Source organism: Rhizobium sp. BR 317 (assembly GCF_047445835.1).
GTDB classification, from domain to species: domain Bacteria; phylum Pseudomonadota; class Alphaproteobacteria; order Rhizobiales; family Rhizobiaceae; genus Rhizobium; species Rhizobium paranaense.
This window is the reverse complement of record NZ_JARWLB010000002.1, coordinates 458,759-478,172: the sequence shown is the minus strand read 5'-3', so window position 1 is coordinate 478,172 and position 19,414 is coordinate 458,759. Positions and strand designations below refer to the sequence as shown.

Below are 19,414 nucleotides of genomic sequence, written 5' to 3'. Positions count from 1 at the left end.
CTAATTTGTGGCAATCAAGATGTATAACGATCTGTATGATTTTCGTGAAGAATTTCCGCCGGCTTCAGAGATTGAATCGGCCGCTTCACAAAATGATTCAACCGACGGGCAGAGCGTTCGCATCTGACCGCTTTTCAATCGCTCTATTCAGCCGGAGCGTGTGGGTGAGCTTCGTTTCGGAAAATGGCGGGCGTATGGCAGCCCAACGATGGCGTGTGGCGCGCCGTCTGCATGTCTCGAAATAACGTCACTGTGACGCCTTTGTGCTTGAAACGGCGGCCTACATTCGACATAGAGCTTAGCGCAGAAATCTGGTCCACAGGCTTTCTGCCCACTTCCAACCGATTAGGACCGATCATCATGGCCTTTCTTGCCGACGCTCTTTCCCGTGTAAAGCCTTCTGCCACCATCGCCGTTTCCCAGAAAGCGCGCGAGCTGAAAGCAAAAGGCCGTGACGTGATCGGCCTCGGCGCCGGCGAGCCGGATTTCGATACGCCTGACAATATCAAGAAGGCCGCCATCGACGCGATCAACCGCGGCGAGACGAAGTACACGCCCGTCTCCGGCATTCCGGAACTGCGCAAGGCAATCGCTGCCAAGTTCAAGCGCGAGAACAATCTTGACTATACCTGGGAGCAGACGATCGTCGGCACCGGCGGCAAGCAGATCTTGTTCAACGCCTTCATGGCGACGCTGAATGCCGGCGATGAAGTCATCATCCCGACGCCTTACTGGGTTTCCTACCCGGAAATGGTGGCGCTTTGCGGCGGCACTCCGGTTTTTGTCGCGACGACGCAGGAGAACAGCTTCAAGCTCCAGCCTGCCGATCTTGAGAAGGCGATCACGCCGAAGACGAAGTGGTTCATGTTCAACTCGCCGTCCAACCCGTCGGGCGCTGCTTACACGCACGCCGAACTGAAGGCGCTGACGGACGTGCTGGTCGAGCATCCGCACGTCTGGATTCTGACGGACGACATGTACGAGCACCTGACCTATGGCGAGTTCAAATTCGCCACGCCGGTTGAAGTCGAGCCGAGCCTCTATGATCGCACGCTGACGATGAACGGTGTCTCGAAGGCCTATGCGATGACCGGCTGGCGTATCGGTTACGCCGCAGGCCCGCTGCAGCTCATCAAGGCCATGGACATGATCCAGGGCCAGCAGACCTCGGGCGCGACATCGATTGCGCAATGGGCTGCTGTCGAAGCGCTGAACGGTCCGCAGGATTTCATTCCGCGCAACAAGAAGATCTTCGAAGGCCGCCGCGATCTCGTCGTATCGATGCTGAACCAGGCGAAGGGCATTTCCTGCCCGGTTCCGGAAGGCGCATTCTACGTCTATCCGTCCTGCGCCGGCCTGATCGGCAAGACTTCGCCGACCGGCAAGGTCATCGAGACGGACGAAGACTTCGTGTCGGAATTGCTGGAATCGGAAGGCGTCGCCGTGGTCCACGGCTCCGCCTTCGGCCTCGGCCCGAATTTCCGCATTTCCTACGCGACTTCGGAAGACCTTCTCGAAGAAGCTTGCCGCCGCATTCAGCGCTTCTGCGCGGCCTGCAAGTAAGCAGTCGAAGATAAGTCAAATAAAAAGCCCGCCAGAGATGGCGGGCTTTTTGCGTTCAGGCCGATGGTTTCGGGTTCATCAATTGAGTCAAGCGCTTCGCGATTTGAGTCCGCCCGTCGGCGCAAGTCCTTGAAATCAGAATCAAAGTCCGAGCGCCGTCAGCATGATGAACGTGGCGAAGAGGATGAAATGGGTCATGCCTTCGATGGCATTGGTCTCGCCGTCGTTGAGATTGATCGCTGCGGCAATCAACGTGATCATGATCATCACGGTCTGTACCGGCGACATGGCCATGACGAAGGGCTGGCCCGTATAGAGCGCGATTGCCTCCATGACCGGCACCGTCAGGATGACGGTCGACAGCGAGGCGCCCATGGCGATATTGATGGTCGCCTGCATGCGGTTTCGCAGTGCCGCGCGCAGTGCCGTCAAGATTTCCGGGGCGGCGGAAATGGCGGCGACCACGATGGCGGCAATCGCCGGCGGCGCACCGCTATCCCTGAGGCCGACATCCATGAAGGCCGACATGAACTCGGCAAGGCCGCCGATCAACACGACGCCGATCAGAATGGTGACGATGGAGGCTGCGGTGGAGTCTTCGCCATGATGATCCTCTTGTGCGCCATGCTTCTTCTCGACGCGCGGATAGCTGTAGCTGAAGAAATAGCTGTGCTGACCGACCTGCATGCGCAGGAAAAGACCGTAAAGCGCGATCATCGCGGCGATGGTGAAGGCGGAGTAATAGTGCCATTTTGCATCGGGGATGAACTCCGGCACGATCATCGAAATGCCCATGGCGGTTAGGATCATCACGCCGTAGGTCTTGCCGGAATCGTCATTATAGGGCTGTTCGCCGTGCTTCAGGCCGCCGAGCAGGGCGGCAAGACCGAGGATGCCGTTGATGTCGAGCATGACGGCGGAATAGATCGTATCGCGCACGAGCGTTGGCGAGCTTTCGCCACCCATCAGGATTGCCAGCATGATCACTTCGACAGCGACGGCCGATAGAGTGAGGATCATCGTGCCATAGGGATCACCGACTTTGGTCGCCAGAATCTCGGCGTGATGGGCGACGCGCATTGAGACAAGGACGATGGTTGCAATCAGTCCGGCGGCGGCCAACAGCGATGCGATCCGCCCCATATCCAGCACCGCATGTTCGCCGAGATAGGCCACGACGGCGACTGCAAACGCGATGATCAGGAACTTTTCCTGCTTCAGCCAGCTCGATATTGCCAAGTCCTCACCTTTCGCACGGATTCACTTTCTCAGTCTAAATCAATGATTTCTCACATCAAGCATGCGCGTAGATGACAAGATTTGCAGTCCACGGCGTTTAATGGAATACTGTCCGGATCGGTCTGCCCAACCCAATATCGCGGCATCCTTGCAATTCGTCTGAGATGGACCGCGGTCCTGCCGGGTGGCACCCGGAGCCTAAGGTCTTGGCAGATGAGAAGGAGGCTGTGAATGGTCAAGGTCACTTACGAAATTGTGCCACATGACGGCGGATGGGCGTATCGTTTTGGCGAAGTCTATTCCGAGGCGTTTCCGACTCATTCCGAAGCAGTGGAGGCGGCCAGGATCGTGGCGGCCGAACAGCAGGTTGGCGGCGATTCGGCAGAGATCAGTTGGCAGGACGAGCGGGGCAAATGGCACGAAGAATACACCGATGGCGGCGACCGTCCGGAAACGGAAGTTGTCGACGGTAAGGTGCGTTTCCCGCCTGTCGATACGGCTCCTGGCGCCTGAGCGCTACCGCTCCCGTGATGCCTGGTCGACTCATGTCGATGAAGTCTTGCTTCGCGGCGGCCCCACTATGCGTCAGCTTTGACGTAGTCCAGCAATCCGGCCACCAGCGCATCGAACGTCACGCGGCAGCGCGGTGACGTCTTCAGGTTCTCATGCATGGCGACCCAGGTGTCTAGCGCGAGTTCGATCTCGGGCAGCAGCCGGACAAGATTTTCATCCCTTTTTGCAAGCGGCACTTGATAGAAGCTGATGCCGATGCCGGCGCATAATGCGTTGTGCAGCGCTATGCTGTGATCCGACTTGAAGGCAAAGGAGATGCCGTCAAACAGGGGATAGCGCTTCAACATCGTGCGGATGTAAGCGGTCTGGCGATCGAAACCGATCAACTTGTGGTGACGCAGGTCCGCAATGCTCTTGGGTTCGCCGTATCGCTTTAGATAGTTGCGATGCGCGAACAAGCCGAGGGGGATGACGCCGATACGGCGCGCAAGCAGTGCATCCTGTGTGGGCGCGACCATGCGCACGGCGATATCTGCTTCTCGCTGCAATAGGTCCTCAACAGCGTCGGAGGCGGAGAGCTCGATGATCAGATCGGGATGCGCGGCCTGCAGCTCCGCCAGGATCGGCGGCAAGACTTCCGCGCCGATGACCTCGCTGGCGCTAATGCGCACGGTGCCGCTGACACTATCGCGCGCTTCGGACGCGACGCGCAGCAGTGCGGCAGTCGTGCTGGCCAGGGTTTCCGCATAGGGTTTGAGGGCGAGGGCCGCGTCGGTCGGAAGAAGGCCTTGTTGTGAGCGCGTGAAGAGCTCGGCGCCTACAGTTGCTTCCAGCGCGTCGATATGGCGGCCGATGGTCGGCTGGGTCAGGCCGAGTTCCCGGGCGGCAGCCGAAAGCGAGCCGTGACGGAGCACGGCGAGGAAGGTGCGGTAGAAATCCCAGCTTGGTTCTGATGTGGATGCCATATATTTTTGTATATCATGTGCAGATTTTTTGGCAATTTCGTTTATCGCAGCTGCGCGGCATAGTCATCTCATCAACCGATGGAGATGACGATGACTGAGCAGACGAACACTGGAAAGACCGCTCTCGTACTAGGCGCCACTGGCGGTATCGGCGGCGCCGTCGCTCGCGGGCTCGCTGCCCGTGGCTGGCGCATCCGGGCGCTGAACCGCAACGCAGCCGAGGCCGCGCGCCGCGAGCCCGGATTCGACTGGGTGCAGGGTGATGCAATGCAGGCGGGCGATGTATTGAAGGCGGCGGCGGGCGTTGAGGTTATCGTGCATGCCGTCAACCCGCCCGGCTATCGCAATTGGGGGCAATTGGTCCTGCCAATGCTCGACAGCACGATCGCGGCGGCGAAAGCGGTCGGCGCGAGGATTGTCCTGCCGGGCACAGTCTACAATTTCGGGCCGGACGTCCTTCCCAATGTGACCGAGGACAGCCCGCAGCATCCGCAGACACGCAAGGGCGCGATCCGCGTCGAAATGGAGCGGCGCCTGAAGGCGGCGGCAGAGGCCGGCACGCCGGTCATTATCCTCCGCGCCGGGGATTTCTTCGGCGAGCGCGTCACCAATAGCTGGTTCTCTCAGGGCGTTGTAAAACCCGGCAAGCCGGTGGCGTCGGTGACCAATCCGGGTAGGGCGGGCATCGGCCATCAATGCGCCTATCTGCCTGACGTCGCCGAAACAATGATCCGGCTGATCGAGAAGGGTGACGCGCTTCCCACTTTTGCCGTCTACCACATGCGCGGCCATTGGGATGGTGACGGCCAGCAGATGATTGGCGCGATCGAGCGGGTGGTCGGACATAGGGTGAAAGCGAAATCCTTTCCCTGGTGGATACTGCCGCTTGCCGCGCCTTTCGTGCCGCTGATGAAAGAGCTGCGTGAAATGCGCTATCTCTGGAAAGTGCCGCTGCAGATGAGAAATGACAAACTGCTGGCTGTGCTCGGCGAGGAGCCGCATACTCCGATCGACGAGGCGGTGAAGACGAGCCTGGCGGCACTCGGCTGCCTGCCGGCACGGTAAGGCGCGTTAGGTCCGGAGTTCGGCAAGCGCTATCCTGGCGACGGTAAAGTCCGACTCGGCATTCTTGGTATCGCCGTCGCTGAGAAACCAGGCGGCAGAGAGACCGGCATAGGCGACGATCCACTGCAGCATCCGCTTCGGTTTCAATCTTGCTTCGGTGCAGACGATCGGCAATTGACGCTGCAGACGACCGGGAGCGGTGACGATGGGGAGTTCCGGATTGCAGAAGGTATTGGCGAAATCGTAGCCGCGTTCACCGTGAACGCGCTTCGGGTCGATGGCGAGCCAGCCGCGCGGACCGAAATCCATGATATTCTCATGGTGGATATCGCCATGCAGAACGGTGAGGTCGCGCTGATCCGCAAGCAGGTGACCGGCAATCTCGGCGCAGGTGGTGAGAACGCCGCCATGGGCGCGCGCCGCCGGCTCCAGCTCTCGGAACCAGCGGTCAAGCGGGACGAGATCCGGCAACGGCGTTGCCCGCGGCGCGTGGAGCTTAGCGGCCGTGTGGCAGATGATCCGGCTTGCCTCGTTATCACCACCTTCCATCGCCATCGTCAGCAGGGACCTTGGTCCGGTTGCTCTCTCCAGAAGTGCTGCGTCGGTGTCGTGTTCGAAGACCTGCGCCGCACCGTCGCCATCCCACCAGCGCAAGACCTGGCTGCCGAGCTTCTCGTCAATATCGAGTGCGACCTTCAGCATGGCGGGCACGCCGCGCCAAATGACTGGCAGAAGATGACTGGAACGGGTGATAATCGCCTCGCCATCCGGTGCGAGCGACCAGCGCTTCAAATAGGGCTCAAACATGCGTGCACTCTAACGGCTATCCCCAAAAAGAAAATCCCGCCTGGCAGCGGGATTTTCCGTCATGATCGGAGCGGTGGGAGTTAAGCCACTTCGTCGAGCGTCGGGTAGTCAGCGTAGCCGTTTGCACCGCCGCCATAGAGCGTAGCCTGGTTGAGGACGGCGAGGGGGGCGTTTTCCTTCAGACGGCGGACGAGGTCCGGGTTGGCGATGAACGGCTTGCCGAAGGCAACGACGTCGGCCTTGCCGCTTTCGACCGCTTCGATGGCCATCTCGCGATTGTAGCCGTTGTTGAGCATCCAGGCTGCCTTGCCGCCCGCAGCCTTATAGGCGGCGTGCAGGGCGTCATAGTCAAAGGGCAGGAAGTCACGGGCGCCGCCCGTCTGGCCTTCGACGGTGTGGATGTAGGCGAGACCATATTTTGCCAGGCCTTCGATGACGTAGGTAAAGAGCGCCTGCGGATGCGGATCGCTGGCATCGCCCGACGGCGTTACCGGCGAGATGCGGATCGCGGTGCGGCCGGCGCCGACTTCCTTGGTCACGGCGTCCACAACCTCGAAAAGGAAACGGGCGCGGTTTTCGATCGAGCCGCCATATTGGTCTGTACGATCGTTCACGTCGGCGCGGAGGAACTGGTCGATGAGATAGCCGTTGGCGCCATGGATTTCGACGCCGTCAAATCCGGCTTCGATCGCGGCGCGAGCGGCCTTGCGGTAATCCTCGATGATTCCCGGAATTTCCGAGGCCTCAAGGGCGCGCGGTTCCGAGACATCGGCAAAAGCGCCGCTGCCATCGCCGTTGACCAGATAGGTCTTGGCATTGGCGCGCCTGGAGGTGGAGGAAACAGGCTTGCCGCCATTCGGCTGCAGTGTGGTGTGGGAGATACGGCCGACATGCCACATCTGCACGACGATCTTGCCGCCGTTTGCGTGCACGGCGTCGGTCACTTTCTTCCAGCCGTCGAGAGCTTCCTTTGTGTAGAGACCGGGCACGTCGGCATAGCCCTGGCCCTGATGGGTGATGGCGGTTGCTTCGGTGATGATCAGGCCGGCCGTGGCGCGCTGACCATAATATTTGACGTTCAAGTCGTTCGGCACGGCATTCGGAGAGCGATTGCGCGTCAGCGGTGCCATGACGATACGGTTGGCGAGGGAGATATCGCCAAGCTTAGTCGGTTCAAAGAGTTTGCTCATGGGAGGTCCTTTCCTGTTTTACGGAATGAAGTGTTGAAGGCAAAGTTTAGGAGGAGGCGGCAGCGGCGCTCTTCGCTCTGACGGTCGCGAAGGTCAACGCCACGGTGGCAAGGCCGAGGAGGGCCATGGCGGCACCGGCGAGCGGTACGTGCGACAGCGAGAAGCCGGCGTCGATGACGACGCCACCGACCCAGGCTCCGAGTGCGTTGCCGGTATTGAAGGCGCCGATATTGATGGTCGACACGAGGTTCGGCGCATCCTTGCCGAAACCGACGACGTTGATCTGCAGCGCCGGCACTGCGGCGAAGCTTGCCGCAGACCAGAGGAAGAGGGTGATCTCGGCTGGGATGAAGAAATGGCTGGAGATGCTGAAGATGGCCGAGGTCAGCGCGATCGCCAGGAAGGTGCCGGCAAGTGTGGTGCCGAGACGCCAGTCCGCGAGCTTGCCGCCGATGAGATTGCCGATGGTGAGGCCGATGCCCATCCACAATAGCGTCAAGGTTACCCATCGCGGCGAAACGCCGGTGATTTCCCTCAGCAGCGGCGCAATATACGTGAACAGCGCGAACATGGACGAGGCGAAAAATACCGTTGTCATCAGCKACAGCCACAGGCCGAGACCGCGTAGCGCCAGGAGTTCGCGGGCAAGGCTGCCCTGGCGGACTTCTTCGCCTTTGGGCAGGACAAGCACCAAGCCGATAAGCGAGGCGACGCCCAGCAGGGTGATGATCCAAAAGGGTGTGTGCCAGCCGAAAGCGTGGCCGAGCGCGGTACCGAGCGGCACACCAAGCACATTGGCGAGCGTCAGACCGGTGAACATCAGCGCGAGGGCGCGAGCCTTGCGGTCCTCGGTGACGAGGTTTGCAGCAACAACCGAACCGATGCCGAAGAAGGCACCATGGCAAAGCGCGGTGACGATGCGGGCGATCATCAGGACCCAATAGCCGGGTGCGATGGCGCAGAGCAGGTTGCCGAGAATGAAGAGACCCATCAACATGATCAGCGTCGAGCGGCGGCACAGATGCGCTGTGGAGATGGCCATGATCGGCGCACCGATTGCCACCGCCAGCGCATAGCCGGTCACCAACCAGCCGGCTTGCGGGATGCTGATGGACAAATCGGTGGCAACTTCGGGCAGCAGGCCCATGATGACGAATTCGGTCGTTCCGATGGCAAAAGAACTCAACGCCAGGACAAGGAGAGCGAGCGGCATGTCAAAGCTCCTTCTGTAGGGTGGCAAGGAATTCGGCGATGGTTTTCTCGTTGCGCTTGTAGAAAATCCACTGGCCAAGGCGCTTGGTGGTTACCAGGCCGGCACGATGCAGTGTGCCGAGATGGGCGGAAACAGTGGATTGCGACAGGCCGCAACGCTCGAACTGACTGGCGCAGACACCCAGCTCCAGCGGGTGTTCCTGGGTCGGAAAATGGGTGTGCGGATCTTTGAGCTGATTGAGGATTTCGAGCCTGGCGGGATGGGCCAATGCCTTCAGTATCTCAGTTCTGTCCATGATGCTCACCAAGTGAATATCGAAAAGAGACGATTTATGTATCGTCGATTTTCGATATATCAAGGTGAGCCGCAGCAAATTATTTTACGCAATTCACGGCGGCGGCATGCTCAGAATTTGGGCAAAAAAAGAGGGCCACCGGAAAAACCAGGGCCCTTGTAGGTGTGAAGGTAAAAACCTCCAGAGGGGAACAGCTGCTGCGGTGGAACTGGGAGGAAAAGCCACCATGTGCATCAGCTAGGTGCTGTATGATGCTAATTTGTGCAGTGCGCAATGCTTTTTTGTGCATGGCAGTTATGCGTTTGCGACTTCTGGCGCAAAAAGGCAAAAAAAAGGGCCACCGGTAATAACCAGGGCCCTATAGGTATGAAGGTTAAAAAACCTCCAGAGGGGAACAGCCAATGCGGTGGAACTGGGAGGAAAAGCCACCATGTGCATCAGCTATGTGCGATATGGTAGTTAATTGGGCAGGCTTCAACTCTGTTTTGTGCATATCAGCTATGCGTCATACGCGTGACAGATATGTTACGGCGAAAAACGCTTGTAGCACAGAGTCTTAGCTCAACTAAAAGTTCCAGTTTCGTGCCTTGGCGACGATAAAATCCCGGAAAACCTTGAGCTTGGCGGCATTTTTCATTTCGTCAGGGTAGCAGAAATAGGTGTCGAAGGACGGCACATCGGCATTGATCGCGAGCTGAATCAGTCCCGGATCGCGACCGACGATGTAGTCCGGCAGAACGGCGATGCCGATGCCGAGCAGGCAGGCGCGCTTGATCGATGTCTGGCTGTTGATCTGCAGATGCGGCACGCGCTTGTTGTCAGACGAGCGGCCGGCAATCTCCAGCCAATTGACGTCGAGCAGATAGTTCGGCGCCGGTTMGCCGAAGCTGATGATGCGATGCTCGTCCAGAGCCTCCACCGACTGCGGTTCGCCGTAGCGGTTGATGTAAGAGGGGGCAGCGTAGACATGCATATGCACGGTGAAAAGCTTACGTTGGATCAGGTCCGACTGCTGTGGCTGGCGCAGGCGGATAGCGCAATCCGCATGGCGCATGTTCACATCCAGCTCCTCATTGTCGAGGATGAGCTGGATCGACATGTCGGGATAAAGCTGCAGGAATTCCTGGATCTTGTCGGTCAACCAGCCCTGGCCGAGGCCGACAGTCGTCGTCACGCGCAGCTTGCCGCTCGGCTTGTCGGTCGTCTCGGTCAATTGCATCTTGACCGTTTCGAGTTTCAAGAGAACGTCATGCGCGGTGCGATACAGCAATTCGCCCTGTTCGGTCAGGATCAGGCCGCGGGCATGACGATGGAACAGCTTGATGCCGACATCTTGCTCGAGAGCGCTGACTTGGCGGCTGATGGCGGATTGGGACAGATGCAATTTATCCGCCGCATGCGTGAACGAACCCGCTTCGGCAGCCGCGTGAAAGATACGCAGCTTGTCCCAGTCCAGTGGCATGCCGTTCCCCCTCATCGGCTGCATCACTCCGCAGCTACGGCGACGGGCATGTGCCCGGTCAAATAGCGTTCCGCCTCAAGCGCTGCCATGCAGCCCATCCCGGCTGCCGTGATCGCCTGTCGGAACGTATCGTCCGTCACGTCGCCGGCGGCGTAGATGCCTTCGACGCTGGTGGCAGTCGAATCGGGTGCGGTCCAGAGATAACCATTGTCCTTGAGCTTCAGTTTGCCCTTGAAAAGCTCGGTGGCCGGCGCATGGCCGATAGCGACAAAGACGCCGTCGATCGTAACGTCCGTAACAACGCCCGTGTGGGTGTCGCGCAGACGTGCGCCAGAAACTGACGGCGGCATCGGCGGCTTGGCCGGCGTGCCAGTGATTTCGGCAACCTCGGTATTCCAGAGGACCTTGACGTTCTCCTTGGCGAACAGGCGCTCCTGCAGGATCTTTTCGGCGCGGAACGAATCGCGGCGATGCGCCACCGTCACCGACTTGGCGATATTGGAGAGATAGAGCGCTTCCTCGACGGCGCTGTTGCCGCCGCCGACCACGATCACATCCTTATTGCGATAGAAGAAGCMGTCGCAGGTAGCGCAGGCGGAAACGCCAAAGCCTTGGAAATGCTGCTCGCTTTCGATGCCGAGCCACTTGGCCTTGGCGCCGGTCGCGATGATTAGCGTGTCGGCGGTCCAGACCTGGCCGCTGTCGGTGCGCGCAACAAACGGGCGCTTGGTGGTATCGACTTCGGTCACGAGATCGTTGACGATCTCCGCGCCGACATGCTGGGCCTGCAGCAGCATCTGCTCCATCAGCCATGGTCCTTGGATCGGATCGGCGAAGCCCGGATAGTTTTCGACATCCGTGGTGATCATGAGCTGGCCGCCTTGTTCAAGGCCGGCGATCAGAACCGGCTTCAGCATGGCGCGCGCGGCATAGACGGCAGCCGTATAGCCGGCAGGGCCGGAACCGATGATGAGCACCTTGGTGTGGCGGGCAGGCATAAGAAGTCCTTTCAATCTAAGCGCTTCGGAAGCCGCGGCTTCAAACGGGTAAAAGCAGGCGATTTCACGATCCGCCGCCCCATTTATGATTGCCGCATGCATTTATTCAAGGGCAGCCTTGCATTACTAACAGAGCAAATCTGCTTTGTGTAAGATTCGGTTACGCGAGGGAAACTTTCTTGCGTATTTTCCCGCTTTATATAGAAGCTGCCGATTGGGAATTAAAGAAAGGCAAGAAAAGTGCTGCGGGCTGAACTCGACGCCATCGATATCAAGATCTTGCGGGAACTCCAGCGCGACGGGCGCATGACCAATGTCGAACTCGCCGATCGCGTCGGCATCTCCGCGCCGCCCTGCCTGCGCCGGGTGCGCAAGCTGGAAGAAGCCGGCGTCATCGAGGGCTATCATGCGATGCTGAACAGCCCGAAGCTCGGCTTCGATCTCGTCGCCTTCTGCATGGTCGGTCTCAAACATCAGTCGGAGGCCAATCTCAAAGCTTTCGCGGCGGTGACGGCGGAGTGGCCGCTCGTGCGGCAGGCATGGATGGTTTCCGGCGACAGCGATTTCCTGCTGCATTGCGTCGCCGAAAATCTCACCCGGTTCCAGGATTTCGTCATCGAGGTGCTGACGGCGAACGAGCATGTCGACACGGTGCGCACCATGCTGACCATTCGGCAGGTGAAGAAACTCGGGCTGGTGGAGCTCTAGGACATGGCGGATCGCCCATGGCACCGATCTCTTATCAAGACGGGCGCACGCCTGCTGCTTGGCGGTTCGCGCGCCCATGCGCAGGATTGGTTTCCGGGGCTCAACATCGTGCGAGGGAACGGCGCAGGTGAGGTGTATCATCACCGCGCCAAAGTCGCGGCCCTTTCTTCCGTGGATCGTCTGCACGAAAAGTCMGACCAAGTMATCCATATCGTCGGCTCCGGCCCATCGATCCGCGACTGCGATCTGACCGGGCTTGAGAAGGGCAGCGCCATCCTGCTGAACGGTGCCATCCGGTTGATCGGCAAACAGATTGCCGAACCGCTTGCCATCGCCGTGGAGGACGAGCGTTTCGTCTGGCGGCATTCCGAGATGATGCGACGCAGGATCAAGTCCGATACGATTTGCCTGTTTTCGGTCGCCGTGCTGAGGGCGCTCTCGGAGCTCGACAGCCGCTGGTTGGCGGACAAGACGGTCATTCTGATCGACGATATCCGCAAGCCTTACGGCGCGCGCCGTCGCTCCATGGATGACATCAGGAAACTCGATTTCGTGCGACTCAATGCAACGGGTTCCGCCGGCTTTTCCTTCGCGCCGGATCGCGGTGTTTTCCAAGGCGGTTCGGTGGCCGTGTCGGCGCTGCAGTTCGCGCTTTATTGCTCGCCTAAAACGATCGGCTTCCTGGGCATTGATATTTCCAACGCCGGCGAGCCCCGTTTTTACGAGACCAGCGATGAAACCGCCTTTTCCGGAATCGCTCAGGCCGAAGGCCGTATCCTCGAACACTTGGTGCTGGCCAAGGAAATCGCCTCGGAGCGGGGCGTGACATTTGTCAATTATTCGCCGGTTTCGGCGCTGTTGAAGCATGGATTTGGTTATGATGCGCGCTTTGCCGCCGTATCGATAATCTGAGTTGCTGGGAATGGACGCATGGGTTGGCTGAAGCCGAAGATATCGGATGCGAAGCGGCTTACGATCGATCCGCCGAAGCCGCAGGAGGGCAGGCACGGCATCGCGATCGCCGCCTGCGTCAAGGATGAGGCACCCTATATCGAGGAGTGGGTGCGCTTCCACCGGGCCGTCGGTATTCGTCACTTCTATATGTATGACAACGGTTCGACGGACGAGACCCTCGCCATACTGCGAGATCTCCTCGATGCCGACACGCTGACGATCATCCCTTGGGCGGGACGTATGATCGATGCAACCACAGGAGCACCCCTGAACGGTCAAGTCATTGTCTTCGCCCACGCCATCCTCAATTTCGGCGGCGCGTACCGCTGGATGGCCTTCATCGACGTCGACGAATTCCTGCTGCCGAAGGAAGGGCAAACGGTCGAACAAGCGTTGGCTGCGGTCGGCGATTTTCCAAATGTCTCGCTGCCATGGCATATGTTCACGACGAGCGGTCACGAGAAGCGCCCAGATGGTCCGTTGGCGCTGAACTACACGATGCGTGGTGCCGATCCGATGACACGCAAGGAAAATGCCAGCAATTTCAAATGCATCATCGATCCTTGCGAAGTAACGGAAGTCAGCGTGCATCAGTTTCAGACGCGAGCATTCGGCGATCTGACGGCGAATGATGCCGGAAAGCGTTTCACGCGCCGCGCACGAAAATCGGCGGATTTCTATTCGAACCGGTTCCTGCAGCTCAACCACTACTACACCAAATCCCGTGAAGAGCTGATGGCCAAGCTGGCGCGCGGATGGTCCTACGACGCCTCGCCGACCAAGTACCGGGACAAGGTGCTGTCCGTCGTCAAAAGCATCGAAGAAGATCTGGTCGAGGATCGGGCGATGGTCGATTTCATCGAGCGCAACCGCATCGACCTTGGCCAGTAAGCCGTCGTTTCAGCGGGCGCCGCCGAGCAATTGTCGATAGATGTCGCCGATCGCCGTCGCTTCCTTTTCCAAAGCGAACTCGCTGCGGACGTGTCGCACCGCATTTTCGCCTTGGCGAAGCGCCTCTTCGGGATTGGCGAGATAGAAGGCGATTGCTTTCGTGAGCGCCTCGCCATCGCCGGCGGGCACGATCGCGCCGGTTTCTCCGGGTACGACCAATTCGGCATAGGCGCCCGCATCGGAGGCGACGACGACGGTGCGGGAGGCCATGGCCTCCAGCGGCGTCAGGCCGAAACCTTCATTGCGGGAAGGGGCGACATAAAGCGTCGCGCGACGATACCAAGGCCTGATATCGTCGACTTCGCCGAGAAAACGGATGCGGTCGGTGAGGCCGGCCGCAGCGACCATCTTAACCAATTCGTCGCCGAAGCCGCGATGCTCGGCGGTGACCCTGCCGCAGATAACGGCGGTCCAGTCCGGATAGCGCGGCAGAAGCTCGATCATCGCCTTGACGAAGAGATCCGTTCCCTTCTGATGGCGGACGCGGCCGAAGCAGCCGATCAGATAGGTGCCGGGCAGGCCGGTAGCGGCCATGCGGTCGTGTGGCACTTCCGGCGGATGAAACATGTTCAAGTCGATGCCGTGCTGGATGACGGTGTGCGGCACCTGCAGGAAGCTGCCGGAGCGCGTGCTGGTGGCGATCACGGCATCCATGCGGCGGATCAGCCAACGCGTATAGGCGGTGTGGCGGCGCTGGGCGGCCGACGTGAAGACCAGTTTCAGCGGCATGCGCAGCACGGAGCGCAGCAACAGCCCGACCAGCATCTCATTGTTGCGGCGGGCATGCCAGACACGAACGCGGTGGCGGCGCGGTTTCGTCCAGAGACCGGGCAGCCGCGACCAGCCAAGCTTTGGCAGGTCTTCCGGCAAACCCGGACCGAGCGTGGCGATATGACAGCCAAGCTCGATCTGCTTCGGGATCAATTGCACGATCGTCGAGGTAACGCCGGAGAGCCGGCGTTTGAAGTTCGTCGCGATGACCTCGATTTCGCTGAGATCGCTTGAGTGCGATACGTCGCGATCGCGCACGGGCGATCAGCCCCAGGAGACGGAGAGGATTTCGTAGGCCTTGGCGCCGCCGGGCGCGTTGACCTCGATGGAATCGCCAACCTCCTTGCCGATCAGCGCACGGGCGATCGGCGAGGAAATGGAGATGCGGCCGGCCTTCACATCCGCTTCCTGGTCTCCGACGATCTGATAGATCTTCTCTTCTTCGGTGTCCTCGTCGACGAGCTTCACCTTGGCGCCGAACTTGATCTTCGAACCGGACATCTTCGAAAGGTCGATGACTTCGGCGCGCGCCGTCAGGTCTTCAAGCTCGGTGATGCGGCCCTCGTTGTGGCTCTGGGCTTCCTTGGCGGCGTGGTACTCGGCGTTTTCGGAGAGATCGCCATGGGCACGTGCTTCCGAAATTGCCTCGATGATTCGCGGGCGCTCTTCCTGCTGACGCCAGCGCAGTTCTTCCTGCAGCTTGACGAACCCGTTCTGCGTCATCGGTACCTTTTCAACCATTTTTCTTGTCCTTCACTCCCTGCGTTGCTCTGTCGCAGACACAAAAAGAAAACAGGTCCCGAAGCGGTACTTCGGAACCATACAGAGCCATTATTCTGTCATCTATAGCAGATTGCGAAGGCCGATTTCCAGAAAATTCGGTGACTTATGGCGAAGCTGATCTTCGCCGATCCTCGTTGAGGTGTGATTTCATGCGCTCGTCGACGGGCTTGTTGGCGGCGACGAACGGCGCCAACCGCTGCGGCGGATTTACCCTGCATCGTTGGGAGGAACGTGTAATTGCGCCTGGGGCGGCGCGGCAATCTTTTTGCGATTATGTCCGTAGAGCGCCTATCCACTCAAACGAGAGGAACGAGCGTCGGCGCTAGCGATGACGAAGCCTTATTTGGCCCCGTCATCGTGAAAACAGCTCTCAGAAGTAACTCTGCAGAGGCCGGACTTCGAGGTTGCCGGCCTTCAGTGCCTTAATCGCCATGGCGGCGGCTTCGGCGCCGGCCATGGTGGTGTAATAGGGCACTTTCTGCATCAGCGTCGCGCGGCGCAGCGATTTCGAATCCGAGATCGCCTTGTTGCTGTCGGTCGTGTTGATGACGAGCTGGACCTGACGGTTGCGGATAGCGTCCTCGATATGCGGGCGGCCTTCCAGAACCTTGTTGATCTTCGTCGCCTCGATGCCATTTTCAGCGAGGAAACGCTGGGTGCCGCCGGTTGCGAGCACCTTGAAGCCTAGCTCGGTCAACATGCGGATAGCGGGCAGAACACGCGGCTTGTCGTCGTCACGAACGGAGACGAAGACGGTCCCGTCGCGCGGCAACTCGACGCCGGCGCCGAGCTGCGACTTGGCAAAGGCCAGTGCAAAATCCGTATCCAGCCCGATGACTTCGCCGGTCGAGCGCATTTCCGGTCCAAGCAGGGTGTCGACGCCGGGGAAGCGGGCGAAGGGGAAGACGGCTTCCTTGACGGCGATGTGCTTCAGCTTACGCGGATCGGGCTTTTCGCCATAGGCGGCGAAGGTCGCGTCCAGCTTTTCGCCGGCCATGACGCGGGCGGCGATCTTGGCGATCGGCGCGCCGATGGTCTTGGCGACGAAGGGTACGGTGCGCGAAGCGCGCGGGTTGACTTCAAGCACGTAGACCGTGTCATCCTTGATGGCGAACTGCACGTTCATCAAGCCGCCAACGTTCAGCGCCTTGGCCATGGCCTTTGCCTGGCGCTCCAGCTCATCGATCATGGCCGGCGACAGCGTGCGCGGCGGCAGCGAGCAGGCCGAGTCGCCCGAGTGGATGCCGGCCTCTTCGATATGCTCCATGATCCCGGCAACGTAGACGTTGGTGCCGTCTGACAGGCAGTCGACGTCGACTTCGATGGCGTTGGCGAGATAGCTGTCGAACAGCAACGGGTTTTTGCCGAGCAGGGTGTTGATCTGGCCGGTCTTGTCGTTCGGATAGCGGGCCTTGATGTCTTCCGGCACCAGTTCCGGCACCGTGTCGAGAAGATAGGTCTGCAGCATGCCTTCCGAATGAATGATCTGCATGGCGCGGCCGCCGAGGACGTAGGACGGGCGTACCACCAGCGGGAAGCCGATTTCAGCGGCGACGAGGCGGGCCTGCTCGACTGAATAGGCGATGCCGTTGTTCGGCTGATTGAGGTCGAGCTTCATCAGCAGCTTCTGGAAGCGGTCGCGGTCTTCGGCGAGGTCGATTGCGTCCGGCGCGGTGCCGAGAATCGGGATGCCGTTCTTTTCCAGCGCTTCGGCGAGCTTCAGCGGCGTCTGGCCGCCGAACTGGACGATGACGCCGACCACTTCGCCCTTTTCCTGCTCCGCGCGCAGGATTTCGATCACGTCTTCGGCGGTCAGCGGCTCGAAATAGAGACGGTCCGACGTATCGTAGTCGGTCGAGACGGTTTCCGGATTGCAGTTGATCATGATCGCTTCGTAGCCGGCATCCTTCAACGCGAAGGCGGCGTGGCAGCAGCAATAGTCGAATTCGATGCCCTGGCCGATACGGTTCGGACCGCCGCCGAGGATGACGACCTTCTTGCGATCGGAAACCTGCGCTTCCGTGCGGGCGGCGCCGACAAAGGGCGTCTCATAGGTCGAATACATATAGGCGGTCGGCGAGGCGAACTCGGCGGCGCAGGTGTCGATGCGCTTGAAGACCGGGCGGACATTCAGCCCGTTGCGCAGTTCTGCAACTTCCTTCGGGCGTTTACCGGTCAGCGTCGCGAGACGCGCGTCCGAGAAGCCCATCGCCTTCAGCATACGCAGGTTGGACGCATCTTCCGGCAGGCCATGCTCGCGGATGCGGGCTTCCATGTCGACGATCGCCTTGAACTGGGCGATGAACCACGGGTCGATCTTGCAGCCTTCGTGCACCTCTTCGGGCGACATGCCGAGGCGCAGTGCCTGGGCGACCATGCGCAGGCGGTCGGGAGTGGGCGTGCCGATGGCGGCGCGGATCGCATTCTGGCTGCCTTCGCCCTCTTCGGTGCCGGGAATTTCGATCTCATCGAGGCCGGTGAGGCCTGTTTCCAAGCCGCGAAGCGCCTTCTGCAGCGATTCCGCGAAGGTGCGGCCGATCGCCATGACTTCGCCGACCGACTTCATCGCGGTGGTCAGCACCGGCGAGGCGCCCGGGAATTTCTCGAAGGCGAAGCGTGGAATTTTCGTGACGACGTAGTCGATCGAGGGTTCGAACGATGCCGGCGTCGCACCGCCGGTGATGTCGTTTTCCAGTTCATCGAGCGTATAGCCGATCGCCAGCTTGGCCGCGACCTTGGCAATGGGGAAGCCGGTGGCCTTCGATGCGAGGGCCGACGAGCGCGACACGCGCGGGTTCATTTCGATGACGACGAGGCGGCCGTCCTGCGGATTGACGGCGAACTGCACGTTCGAGCCGCCGGTTTCCACGCCGATCTCGCGCAGAACCGCGATCGAGGCGTTGCGCATGATCTGGTATTCTTTGTCGGTCAGCGTCAGTGCCGGAGCAACGGTGATCGAATCGCCGGTATGAACGCCCATCGGGTCGATGTTTTCGATCGAGCAGATGATGATGCAATTGTCCGCCTTGTCGCGGACGACTTCCATCTCGAATTCCTTCCAGCCCAACACCGATTCCTCGATCAGGACTTCGGTGGTCGGGGAGGCATCGAGGCCGCCGCCGACGATCTCGAAGAATTCCGAGCGGTTGTAGGCGATGCCGCCGCCGGTGCCGCCGAGCGTGAAGGAAGGACGGATGATGGCGGGTAGGCCGACATGATCGAGCGCCTGGGCGGCAACCGCCATGGCGTGGTTCATATAGCGCTGCTTGCGGTCGCTTTCGCCGAGGTTCCACTGGTTTTCCAGCTCGTCCAGCGCCTTATCGAGCCCATCGCCGGAAAGCTGCGCCTTCAGCTTGGTGCGCTCGGCTTCATGCGTCTTGCGGTCGGCATCCTTGATGTCGGTGGCGTTCGCCAGCATCGAGCGCGGGGTTTCGAGGCCGATGCGGGCCATGGCTTCGCGGAAGAGGGCGCGGTCTTCGGCCATGTCGATCGCGGCCGGCTTCGCGCCGATCATCTCGACATTGTAGCGGTCGAGCACGCCCATGCGCTTCAGCGAAAGCGCCGTGTTGAGGGCCGTCTGGCCGCCCATGGTCGGCAGCAGCGCATCCGGGCGTTCCTTGGCGATGATCTTGGCGACCACTTCCGGCGTGATCGGCTCGACATAGGTCGCGTCCGCCAGGCCCGGATCGGTCATGATCGTCGCCGGGTTGGAGTTGACGAGGATGACGCGGTAGCCTTCCTCCCTAAGCGCCTTGCAGGCCTGCGTGCCGGAATAATCGAACTCGCAAGCTTGGCCAATGACGATCGGTCCTGCACCGATGATGAGGATCGATTTGATATCTTGGCGCTTCGGCATGGGCTCTCATCCGTTTTTTCGTTGCGCGAAAAACCGGCCAGGGTGGGAGATCACCGGCCGGGGCGCATGGGCAAGTCTTTT

The 19,414-nt window shown here is 60.2% G+C and carries 17 protein-coding genes; 6 read left to right on the top strand and 11 right to left on the bottom strand.

Going from position 1 to position 19,414, the window contains the following annotated elements:
* The first annotated feature begins 360 nt into the window (after positions 1 to 360).
* A complete protein-coding gene (locus QD357_RS04915) occupies positions 361 to 1,563 on the top strand; it encodes a pyridoxal phosphate-dependent aminotransferase (RefSeq protein WP_107108633.1) in 1,203 nt (400 codons plus the stop codon).
* A 141-nt stretch (positions 1,564 to 1,704) separates the two neighbouring features.
* Here the strand turns inward: QD357_RS04915 and QD357_RS04910 are convergent, their stop codons facing one another.
* The gene (locus tag QD357_RS04910; RefSeq protein WP_107108632.1) at positions 1,705 to 2,802 is read right to left on the bottom strand and encodes a calcium:proton antiporter; all 1,098 of its coding nucleotides are present in this window, start codon (positions 2,800 to 2,802) and stop codon (positions 1,705 to 1,707) included.
* Positions 2,803 to 3,033: 231 nt separating this feature from the next.
* Here QD357_RS04910 and QD357_RS04905 point away from each other — a divergent pair, with 231 nt between their 5' ends.
* On the top strand, positions 3,034 to 3,315 hold the full coding sequence (locus QD357_RS04905) for a DUF2188 domain-containing protein (RefSeq protein WP_028751637.1): 282 nt from the start codon (positions 3,034 to 3,036) through the stop codon (positions 3,313 to 3,315).
* Positions 3,316 to 3,380: 65 nt separating this feature from the next.
* Here the strand turns inward: QD357_RS04905 and QD357_RS04900 are convergent, their stop codons facing one another.
* The gene (locus tag QD357_RS04900) at positions 3,381 to 4,280 is read right to left on the bottom strand and encodes a LysR family transcriptional regulator (RefSeq protein ID WP_107108631.1); all 900 of its coding nucleotides are present in this window, start codon (positions 4,278 to 4,280) and stop codon (positions 3,381 to 3,383) included.
* 90 nt (positions 4,281 to 4,370) lie between these two features.
* On the opposite strand from QD357_RS04900, the gene QD357_RS04895 reads away from it, so the two are divergent.
* On the top strand, positions 4,371 to 5,345 hold the full coding sequence (locus QD357_RS04895; RefSeq protein WP_414124085.1) for an NAD-dependent epimerase/dehydratase family protein: 975 nt from the start codon (positions 4,371 to 4,373) through the stop codon (positions 5,343 to 5,345).
* A gap of 6 nt (positions 5,346 to 5,351) precedes the next feature.
* Here the strand turns inward: QD357_RS04895 and QD357_RS04890 are convergent, their stop codons facing one another.
* From QD357_RS04890 to trxB, 6 genes are all read right to left on the bottom strand, one after another.
* Positions 5,352 to 6,152, bottom strand: coding sequence for an aminoglycoside phosphotransferase family protein (locus tag QD357_RS04890; protein WP_107108629.1), 801 nt, complete (start codon positions 6,150 to 6,152; stop codon positions 5,352 to 5,354).
* Between the two features lie 80 nt (positions 6,153 to 6,232).
* On the bottom strand, positions 6,233 to 7,342 hold the full coding sequence (locus QD357_RS04885; RefSeq protein WP_107108628.1) for an alkene reductase: 1,110 nt from the start codon (positions 7,340 to 7,342) through the stop codon (positions 6,233 to 6,235).
* Between the two features lie 46 nt (positions 7,343 to 7,388).
* Complete coding sequence (locus tag QD357_RS04880) at positions 7,389 to 8,555, bottom strand: MFS transporter (RefSeq protein ID WP_414124084.1); 1,167 nt, start codon at positions 8,553 to 8,555, stop codon at positions 7,389 to 7,391.
* A gap of 1 nt (position 8,556) precedes the next feature.
* Positions 8,557 to 8,850 (bottom strand): ArsR/SmtB family transcription factor, encoded by a 294-nt coding sequence (locus QD357_RS04875; protein ID WP_414124083.1) that lies wholly within the window; start codon positions 8,848 to 8,850, stop codon positions 8,557 to 8,559.
* Positions 8,851 to 9,415: 565 nt separating this feature from the next.
* A complete protein-coding gene (locus QD357_RS04870) occupies positions 9,416 to 10,312 on the bottom strand; it encodes a LysR family transcriptional regulator VtlR (protein WP_414124082.1) in 897 nt (298 codons plus the stop codon).
* Positions 10,313 to 10,335: 23 nt separating this feature from the next.
* Positions 10,336 to 11,310 (bottom strand): thioredoxin-disulfide reductase, encoded by a 975-nt coding sequence (gene trxB / locus QD357_RS04865; RefSeq protein ID WP_414124081.1) that lies wholly within the window; start codon positions 11,308 to 11,310, stop codon positions 10,336 to 10,338.
* Positions 11,311 to 11,550: 240 nt separating this feature from the next.
* On the opposite strand from trxB, the gene QD357_RS04860 reads away from it, so the two are divergent.
* Genes QD357_RS04860 through QD357_RS04850 form a run of 3 tightly spaced genes read left to right on the top strand, consistent with a single transcriptional unit; the run spans position 11,551 to position 13,863 of the window.
* Positions 11,551 to 12,018: an Lrp/AsnC family transcriptional regulator gene (locus QD357_RS04860; protein ID WP_104823707.1), complete on the top strand. Its 468-nt coding sequence runs from the start codon at positions 11,551 to 11,553 to the stop codon at positions 12,016 to 12,018.
* Between the two features lie 3 nt (positions 12,019 to 12,021).
* Positions 12,022 to 12,930: a glycosyl transferase gene (locus QD357_RS04855; RefSeq protein ID WP_414124080.1), complete on the top strand. Its 909-nt coding sequence runs from the start codon at positions 12,022 to 12,024 to the stop codon at positions 12,928 to 12,930.
* An 18-nt stretch (positions 12,931 to 12,948) separates the two neighbouring features.
* A complete protein-coding gene (locus QD357_RS04850; RefSeq protein ID WP_107108624.1) occupies positions 12,949 to 13,863 on the top strand; it encodes a glycosyltransferase family 92 protein in 915 nt (304 codons plus the stop codon).
* 9 nt (positions 13,864 to 13,872) lie between these two features.
* On the opposite strand, the gene QD357_RS04845 is transcribed toward QD357_RS04850, so the two are convergent.
* From QD357_RS04845 to carB, 3 genes are all read right to left on the bottom strand, one after another.
* On the bottom strand, positions 13,873 to 14,952 hold the full coding sequence (locus QD357_RS04845) for a glycosyltransferase family 4 protein (RefSeq protein ID WP_107108623.1): 1,080 nt from the start codon (positions 14,950 to 14,952) through the stop codon (positions 13,873 to 13,875).
* Between the two features lie 6 nt (positions 14,953 to 14,958).
* Complete coding sequence (gene greA / locus QD357_RS04840) at positions 14,959 to 15,435, bottom strand: transcription elongation factor GreA (protein ID WP_107108622.1); 477 nt, start codon at positions 15,433 to 15,435, stop codon at positions 14,959 to 14,961.
* 412 nt (positions 15,436 to 15,847) lie between these two features.
* Positions 15,848 to 19,333: a carbamoyl-phosphate synthase large subunit gene (gene carB, locus QD357_RS04835; protein ID WP_107108621.1), complete on the bottom strand. Its 3,486-nt coding sequence runs from the start codon at positions 19,331 to 19,333 to the stop codon at positions 15,848 to 15,850.
* Between the last annotated feature and the right edge of the window lie 81 nt (positions 19,334 to 19,414).